Source organism: Streptomyces sp. NPDC005402 (assembly GCF_040606575.1).
Lineage (GTDB): Bacteria > Actinomycetota > Actinomycetes > Streptomycetales > Streptomycetaceae > Streptomyces.
Window position 1 is genome coordinate 1 of record NZ_JBEXFB010000064.1, and the last position, 7,533, is coordinate 7,533.

At 68.7% G+C, this 7,533-nt stretch carries 9 protein-coding genes and 1 pseudogene; 6 read left to right on the forward strand and 4 right to left on the reverse strand.

Annotation, left to right across the window (positions count from 1 at the left end; translation table 11 throughout):
* Positions 1 to 293: 293 nt before the first annotated feature.
* A complete protein-coding gene (locus ABZT02_RS45820) occupies positions 294 to 428 on the reverse strand; it encodes a hypothetical protein (protein ID WP_356029355.1) in 135 nt (44 codons plus the stop codon).
* Positions 425 to 1,348, reverse strand: coding sequence for a hypothetical protein (locus ABZT02_RS45825; RefSeq protein ID WP_356029358.1), 924 nt, complete (start codon positions 1,346 to 1,348; stop codon positions 425 to 427). Before ABZT02_RS45825 ends, ABZT02_RS45820 begins: the two co-directional genes overlap by 4 nt.
* Before the next feature lie 396 nt (positions 1,349 to 1,744).
* Between ABZT02_RS45825 and ABZT02_RS45830 the strand changes: the two genes are divergently transcribed.
* The 4 genes from ABZT02_RS45830 (at position 1,745) to ABZT02_RS45845 (ending at position 4,357) form a co-directional block, all read left to right on the forward strand.
* Positions 1,745 to 1,942 (forward strand): hypothetical protein, encoded by a 198-nt coding sequence (locus ABZT02_RS45830; RefSeq protein ID WP_356029360.1) that lies wholly within the window; start codon positions 1,745 to 1,747, stop codon positions 1,940 to 1,942.
* 111 nt (positions 1,943 to 2,053) lie between these two features.
* A complete protein-coding gene (locus ABZT02_RS45835; protein WP_356029362.1) occupies positions 2,054 to 2,302 on the forward strand; it encodes a hypothetical protein in 249 nt (82 codons plus the stop codon).
* Between the two features lie 196 nt (positions 2,303 to 2,498).
* Positions 2,499 to 3,986 (forward strand): SpoIIE family protein phosphatase, encoded by a 1,488-nt coding sequence (locus ABZT02_RS45840; RefSeq protein ID WP_356029365.1) that lies wholly within the window; start codon positions 2,499 to 2,501, stop codon positions 3,984 to 3,986.
* Positions 3,987 to 3,991: 5 nt separating this feature from the next.
* Positions 3,992 to 4,357, forward strand: a complete 366-nt coding sequence (locus tag ABZT02_RS45845) for an STAS domain-containing protein (protein WP_356029367.1) — start codon at positions 3,992 to 3,994, stop codon at positions 4,355 to 4,357.
* Between the two features lie 330 nt (positions 4,358 to 4,687).
* Here ABZT02_RS45845 and ABZT02_RS45850 read toward each other — a convergent pair whose 3' ends face one another.
* Complete coding sequence (locus ABZT02_RS45850; RefSeq protein ID WP_356029370.1) at positions 4,688 to 4,960, reverse strand: STAS domain-containing protein; 273 nt, start codon at positions 4,958 to 4,960, stop codon at positions 4,688 to 4,690.
* Positions 4,961 to 5,214: 254 nt separating this feature from the next.
* On the opposite strand from ABZT02_RS45850, the gene ABZT02_RS45855 reads away from it, so the two are divergent.
* The gene (locus ABZT02_RS45855) at positions 5,215 to 5,679 is read left to right on the forward strand and encodes an ATP-binding protein (protein ID WP_356029373.1); all 465 of its coding nucleotides are present in this window, start codon (positions 5,215 to 5,217) and stop codon (positions 5,677 to 5,679) included.
* A 451-nt stretch (positions 5,680 to 6,130) separates the two neighbouring features.
* Positions 6,131 to 6,214: pseudogene (locus tag ABZT02_RS45860) on the forward strand (hypothetical protein); the annotation flags it as partial.
* Positions 6,215 to 6,463: 249 nt separating this feature from the next.
* Here ABZT02_RS45860 and ABZT02_RS45865 read toward each other — a convergent pair.
* The gene (locus ABZT02_RS45865) at positions 6,464 to 7,192 is read right to left on the reverse strand and encodes a hypothetical protein (protein ID WP_356029375.1); all 729 of its coding nucleotides are present in this window, start codon (positions 7,190 to 7,192) and stop codon (positions 6,464 to 6,466) included.
* Between the last annotated feature and the right edge of the window lie 341 nt (positions 7,193 to 7,533).

A 7,533-nucleotide genomic window follows, 5' to 3' on the forward strand; every position in this document is an offset into this window, starting at 1 on the left:
CCGCTGAAACAGCTCCCACAACTCATCCGGCACCAGCCGCTCAACGATCCCCACCACGACCGGCAGCTTACCCAGCCAAATGAGATGACGTCTAAAGCGCGTCCATCCTGCCCATGCCCGGCGTCCGCAATGCGGATGCCGGGCATGGGCGCATCAGCGGTGGGCGGGCAACGGGTCGGGTACTGGCGTGCACGACGATCCAAAACGGTGTCCATGGGCAAAACGTGCGGCTGTGATCCGACTGTCTCACTCCGCCAGTGCAGGTGGCAGCGGCAGACGCCGGCCTGTCCGGCTCACCGGGCGGTGCGTGTTCCGGCAGTGGAGATGACGGTGTCGCGCCGGCGGTGGCGCCGCTCGTACTCCAGCACCTGGCGGGCCACGCTGGAGGGGAGGTTGTGCAGCTGGACGGTGATCTTGTCCGGGTTCATGGTGCCGTAGTCGGCCCAGGTTCGCTGCCGCGCAGCTGCCTGATGGCGTCCAGGACGGGTGGCCGGTTGGAGTGGACGCGTTCGTATTCCTCGATGACCGTCAGGTCCGGCTGGGGCAGTGTGCGCAGCTGCTGCTGAATTTCCTCGATGCTGAGCTGGCTGAAGCGGGCGATCGGCAACTCCTCCTCCCTGGCCACCGCGCCCCGGACTGCTTCGGCCATCCGGGTCGGCTCGGGCATCTCGCGCACCGCGCCCTGGGCCGCAGCCCTGGCCCGCCTGCTGCCGGTCTGGGCGGCATCTTGCACCCGGTCGGCGGCGCTGCGCACGGTGCGGGCGACAGTGTCGGCCAGGCCGCCGCCGTTCTCCTGAGTAAAGCCGTTGGACGCGACCGCCACGGCCCGGGCCCGGTAGGCGACGGTCTCCCCCAGCTTTGCGAGCAGTTCCTCGTCCTGGCGGCGCAGTGCGGCGAGCAGGTCCGCGGTGGCCTGGTCATGGACTGCTTCCGCGATGCTCTGGCCGGCCCGGCAGGCCGCCAGCGCCCGGGCGGTGACCGCGTACTCGTCTTCGGTGTTCCTCAGCAGCCGCCGTTCGTCGTTCGGCCGCCGGCCGCGCACCATCTCCGTCACGATCATCGATCCGACGGTCAGCGGCAGCGTGGCGGTGCGCACGGCGCTGCGCGAGATGGACCGTGCGATATCCACGGTGTCCTCGACAAGCCCGCTGCGGGGCCGCAGCTCGCGCACGTGGTGCTCGATGCGCTGGAGGCTTTGCTGGACGTCGTCGGCCTGGTTTTCGAGCATCTGCCGGTGGGGGCCGGGCGGCGTGATGGTCACATCCGCCCTGAACCGGTCGAGGACCGCCTCGTGCGCCTCGCGGGCATGTTCCAGCGCCGGAACGAGCGCGTCCGTCATCACTGTCATCGGGTGCTCCTGGGGTCAGGCGGCCGGTACGGCCGGCCCTGCATCGGGAAGTGGCTGCCCGCCGGTCATTCCTGCGGCCGGGCAACCGGGACCATCCTTGAGGACTCCGAGCAAGAACGCTTGGAGGCTGGGCCCGTTCGCATCCGTACGGCTGTCCCCCCTCGCCCGGTTGGCGATGGACCAGCCGACGACCTTGCGGCTGAAGCACGCCGGGCACGTGGACGACCCCGGCGGCGCCATCGCCGACCACGCCATGTGCGACGGCGCTCGCCGTCCGCGGGCGACCGTCGACCGGTGTATCACCCCAACGGGGTGAGGCTGCGGGGCGCGCTCGGACGGACGATCGCTAGCAAAGGGGCGCCGTAGCGCCTGTCCGAGGCCGCGGGAGAACAGCTCATGCGCTACGAGATCCGGGTTGACGGACACATGTCGGAGACGTTGATCAGAGCCTTCCCGGAGCTGGAGCACGTACAGATGGCCGGTCAGACCGTCCTGTCCGGACCCGTCGTGGACGAGGCGCAGCTCTACGGGCTGCTGGCGCGCTGCCGTTCGCTCGGACTGCAAGTCCTGGAGATGCGCCAGCTGCCGGAGTGAGAGAACGACAGCGAGGCCTCGCCTCGAAGGACGAATACGCGCATGGGCATCGTCAGCGAACATCGCGCACCAGGCCGCTGATGCCGCCCGCGCACAGGTCCTCAGGTCAATGTGCGGCTGCTGACCGGCATGGCGTTGTCGCAGCCGCCGTCGGTCCGGCGGCGGCGTCAGGCGGGGGACGTCGGTGAGGGGGAGGTCGGGGCGGGCGCGGTGCAGGCGTGCGGGCTGGCGCCACCGGCCGGCGCTGTCCCGGGCGACGTCGACGCCGACTTCCACCACCAGCTCCGCTTCCACCAGCGTGACGTCCAGCGTCTCCCGGCTGCCCACCCGGCGGAGAAAGACCAGCCCGTCCACGGATGACGGTGCTGCGCCGTAGCGAGCAGGGTGGCGACCTCAGCGCTGACCGTCCGGGCGAGAGTGGTGGTGCGGCCCGTGGTCGGGTGCGTTGAGGTGGTCGTGTGGCAATGGGCCGGCATTGGCGTCGGGGCATCTACTCGATCTAGGCTGCGTCGGTTCGTGCCGCTCGTTGGCGGCCCATCGACGGAGAGGAATGCCGATGTCCCAGCAGGCCTCGGCCACGGGCCCGGCTCCCGGGCGTCGCCCGGAACTGGTCCCGGACCCGGATGTGGAGGCGGGCCGTATTGCGGCGGTACGCCGCTACGACATCCTCGATACACCGCCCGACGGTGCGTTCGACCGGGTGGCGGCGATGGCCGCCCGCCTCTTTGATGTCCCCGTGGCCACGGTCACAATCGTGGACACCGACCGCATCTGGTTCAAGGCCGCGCATGGCCTGGAGGGCGTCAAGGAGATCGGCCGCGATCCGGGTCTGTGCGGCTCGGCGATTTTGCGTGATGACGCGCTGGTCATTCCCGACACCCTTCGTGATCCCGTGGCGGCGGACAATCCGCTGGTCGCCGGAGAGATGGGTGTGCGCTTCTACGCCGCCGCACCGATCACCACGCCCGACGGCCACCGGCTGGGCACGGTCAACGTCCTGGACACCAGGCCGCGCTCCATCACCGAGGACGACACCGCCACCCTGGCCGATCTCGCAGCGATCGTGCTGGACGAGATGGAGCTGCGGCTGTCGGCGCTGCGCGCCCTGCGCAACGAGCAGGAGCGGCGGGAGGCGGAAAGCCGTCAGGCCGAGACGGAGCGAGCGCGTGCCGAGGTGGAACGGGCGGCGCGGGAACAGGCGGAGAAGGACAAGGCCGCCATCGCCGCGTTCGCCTCCACCCTCCAGCGCACCCTGCTGCCCCCGGCGCTTCCCGTGGTACCCGGCCTGGAGCTGGCCTGCCACTACCGCACCGCCTCCCTCCATGATGTGGGCGGCGACTTCTACGACGTCTTCCCCGTCGACGGCGACCGGTGGACGTTCTTCCTCGGTGACGTGTGCGGCAAGGGCCCCGAGGCGGCGACCGTCACCGCCCTGGCCCGCCACACCCTGCGCGCCGCGGCCCAGATCGACCCGGACCCGGTCAGTGTTCTGAGCACGCTCAACACCGTCCTGCTCACCGATGTCACCGCCGGAAGCCGCTTTTGCACCGCCCTCTTCGGCCTGCTGACACCACAGGATGACGGTGGTTTCACCGTCACCGTGGCCGCCGGCGGCCACCCGCCGGCCTACCACGTGCGCCCCGACGACAGCGGCGCGGTGTGGGTGAAGACGGTCCGGCAGAAGGGCGGCATGCTCGTCGGAGCCTTCTCCCAGGCACAGTTCGCCCAGGCCACTTTCTCCCTGGCCCCGGGGGAGAGCCTGTTCCTCTACACCGACGGGCTGACCGAAGCCCGCACCGCCCAGGGCGCCATGCTTGGCGAGGACGGCCTGACCGGCTTCCTCCACCAGCGCACCGGGCCCGTGACGGCCGCCTCCCTGGTCGAAGACACCGTCACGTTGCTGGATGCACTGCCCGACGGGATCGGCGACGACGTGGCCCTGCTGGCCCTGTCCGTGCCTGATGCCGAATCCATGCCCGACACCGGTGTCGCCGCCACCGCCCACACCACGGCCGCACCCGAACACTTCGGCCAGGAGGGATGACCGACGTGACCCACACGCTTCACCTGACCGTCCACCACCCCGGTCCCGGCCTCGCGATCGCCACGGTCGTCGGGGATGTGGACATGCAGACCGCACCCACCCTGTCCTCCGGGGCCCTGGAGATCATTCAGCAAGGACACCCCCGCCTGGCCCTGGACCTGGCACAGGTCGACTTCTGCGACTCCGCCGGTCTCAGCGCCATCATCGGCATCTGGCACGCGGCCCAGACGGCGGGCGGCTCACTCAGCCTCGCCGCCGTCCCCGACCGCCTGATGCGCATGCTCAGCATGACCGGCGTCGACTCACTCCTGCCTGTATATGCCACCACCGCCGAGGTGACCGAAGGCTCGTCCACCTCCGAAAAGAGGTAACAACTTCTGGGCTGTCAGACCAGAGGCTTGTGCGGCGACCAAAGTCATCGACTGAACACCCCGACCTCGGCCGAGGGGTGCCGCGCACGCAAACCGTCGCCGCGATCGAGCCGGGCACAGTCACTCAGCCGTTCATCGACGCGCAGACCGAGCTGGTCCAGGCACAGGCCGACACGACCGGATTCGTCGTACTACACCGCTGGGCGGGGACCCTGGAGCGGCATTTTCCCGCCCGGCTGCCCGATTTCCGACCACACCACGGAGCAACCCAGACAGGCCCGTGCGTCCCGTCCATGGCTGGCCGGCGCGTGGTCGGTGTGAGGGATCCCGTCAGGAGTCAAGCGCTTGGCGGAGGGTTTCGCGGAAGTCGATGACGGTGTCGACGCCGACGATCTCCAGCGTGCGCATCACGGAGTCGGTGGGCGCGGCCAGACGCAGCCAGCCGCCGACCTTGGTGACGGTCTGGTGGGCGGCGAGGGGGATGTTGATGCCGGTGGAGTCCATGAAGGGCACCCGCCGCATGTCGATCACGACGCGGGGCTGAGGGGTGTCGGAGACGTCCAGGGCCGCGGAAGGTCTCGCCGGTGTCGTGGTCGATCTCACCGGTGACAGTGAATACGCGGATGCCGTCGGCGGCGGTGGCCACGACCGACAACTGGCCCGGCTGCGCAGTCAGTTCGGTGTCCGGCATCTCTTCTCCAGCCATGTCGGCGATACTGGCACACCAGCACCGCCACCTGCAGTGCTGCCCTTGCACCGTACGGGTAATGCCTTGGTGCCGAAGGCGTAAAGCGTGTGCCGCGGGTACGCGTGGGGAGTGGACGGGACAAAGACGGGCCGCGACGGAACCAGTTCGAGTGGGTGAGGACATTCCTGCACAGGGTGAGCAGACCATACAGACCACGGTGGCCCTGGAAGGCGACGGCACGAGCATCGCCGACGCCCGCCATCTCGCCGCGGACTTCCTCACCCGCGTCCAGGCCGAGCACGGCCTGCAGATCTCGCAGCGTGCCGTGGATGTGACCCGGCTGGTGGTCAGTGAACTGGTCACCAACGCCGTCAAGTACGCGCCGGGACCGGTCCTGCTGGATCTGAGGATCGCCGGTGACGCCGTCGAGGTGGTGGTGTGGGACTGCGATCCGGTACTGCCGGCGGCCCGGGCCGCCGACGTGGGACGGGTGGGCCAGCACGGCCTGGAGATCGTGATGGCCCTCGCTCAGAGCTTCAAGGCGCAGCGAGAGCTGGTCGGCAAAGGCATCACCGCGCGCATCGCACTCCTGGACGACCCCGTCGGTGCCATCGCCGGACACCCGTCTCTGTAGGACGAACGGCTGCCCTGGTCAGAGGGGGCGTGAGCCGACGGCGTGACGGGCCAGTGCTGCGCGCAGTTCCCCGAGAAGGACATCGGACAGGCGCCGCGCCCTGCGCATGCTTGAGGACCTGTTCAGCCACGTGGGTCAGTGCTGGCGCGGGCGGAACTCTCGGCGGCGCTACGGCCGTTCGCGGAGGCGTCGTGGCGGACGCTGGAGCTACTCGGGCTGGCGGGCGGGGGAGTGCAGCCGGAGCGGGAACCTGCGCCCGCGGTCGCTCGCCCGTCGGTGGGGGAGAACCGGCGTTCTCGTTCCAGGGTTGACCCCCGGCCCTACTTCTTCCTGAGTTACGCGCACACGCCCCCTGGGGATCGGGAGGCGGCGATCCCGACGGTTCTACCAAGACCTGTGCAAAGACATTCTGGAGATGACGTCACTGCCCGGGAACGCCCCCGTGAGTTACATGGATCGGGAGACGTCTGCCGGGGAGGGCTGGTCCGAGCAGCTCAGCCGGAACCTGGCGACCTGCCGTGTGTTCGTGCCTCTGCTGTCGCCGCGGTACTTCAGCAGCGAGATGTGCGGCCGGGAGTGGTACGCGTTCAGCGAACGCGTCCTGCAAGCACGGGCAGCCGGGGCAGCCGGGGCATGGCCGGAGCCGATCTGCCCCGTCTTTTGGACGCGGGTCGACTTCGAACAACTCCCTGAGTCCGTGCGTCACATCCATCTCGACCGCACGTTCGGCGACCGTTACGAGACAAACGGCAGCATTGTCGTCACCAACGAGGCAGGGTACTCGTCACTGACCATCGATCCGCCCCCGGACGACGCCAGTCGGTGTCGACTCTTCGGATGCCGCCGCCAGCCAGGTCCGCCAGACGTGACGCGTATTGGGTACCTCGGGACGGTCCAGGAGCCAGAGAACGTATCCGGCGTGGCGCTGCGCCCATGGGTTGTCCGAACGGGCGGCTTTTTCAAGCCGCCTGCGCAGGTCCTCACTGTCCACGGCCCGGGCCACGCGCACGTACTCGCGGTCCTTGCAGCGGTAGGGCCGCTGTACGACAGTCTCGATCAGTTCCACGAGCTTGCCTCTGACCGTCTCATCGTGGCAAGCGGCAGCCACGTCTCGGATAAGGCTCTCCTTCATGCCCCACGACTTGGCAAACCGTGTCCACTCCTGCGGAGACCTTGCCTCCCACTCCAGGAAGCACAGCACGTAGGGAAGACCCGGCCACGTGCCGATGTCGGGACCGGTCGGCCGGTCCCACAACCCACCGGGCAGCGAGTACCTCAGAGCCTCCAGGTAGTTTCTGTGCGCCGCCCGCCACCCCAGCGAATACCACCGACGCCAAGCCTTGTTGAGCCGATCCAGGGCCTCCTGCGTGTTCCTCTCGGCGTCAGCCAGACGGACAAGCGCCGCAGCACGCTCAGCCGGATCGCTTGCCGTCAGCCCGAACGCCCACCCCAGCCGTTCGTGCCACACGTCGGCACCATCCACGCTTACGCCTGTACCCGCGTCCCTCTTCACTCGCCAGATCATGCTCTACCTCAAGCCACCATGCCTTCGTTTATCCCCGTCATGCACAGACCCCTGCCTACGTGACATCCGTCGTGCTTCGGCTCAACAAATGAGCCGAAGCACGACAGGTGTCACTATCGGCGGCCACTGACCTGCGGTTTCGACTGGACGAAGCACGGTGGTTGTCACCGGGACCGGGTCAGCGCGTTAGCTGTCACCCCGTGGTTTTCAAGGGGGAACCGGGCAAGGGCGAGTCGCTAGTGTGCTGCGCCAGAAATCCTGAGGGTTAGTAAGTACCCTGTTGCCATGTCGCATCCGGGGCCTTCTGCTGTGTCGATCACACTGTCCGA

Bases quoted from the DNA above. Each gene is read 5' to 3' on its own strand.
- ABZT02_RS45820 (WP_356029355.1), bottom strand. From the start codon at position 428: ATGAACCCGGACAAGATCACCGTCCAGCTGCACAACCTCCCCTCCAGC.
- ABZT02_RS45825 (WP_356029358.1), bottom strand. From the start codon at position 1,348: ATGACAGTGATGACGGACGCGCTCGTTCCGGCGCTGGAACATGCCCGC.
- ABZT02_RS45830 (WP_356029360.1), top strand. From the start codon at position 1,745: ATGCGCTACGAGATCCGGGTTGACGGACACATGTCGGAGACGTTGATC.
- ABZT02_RS45840 (WP_356029365.1), top strand. From the start codon at position 2,499: ATGTCCCAGCAGGCCTCGGCCACGGGCCCGGCTCCCGGGCGTCGCCCG.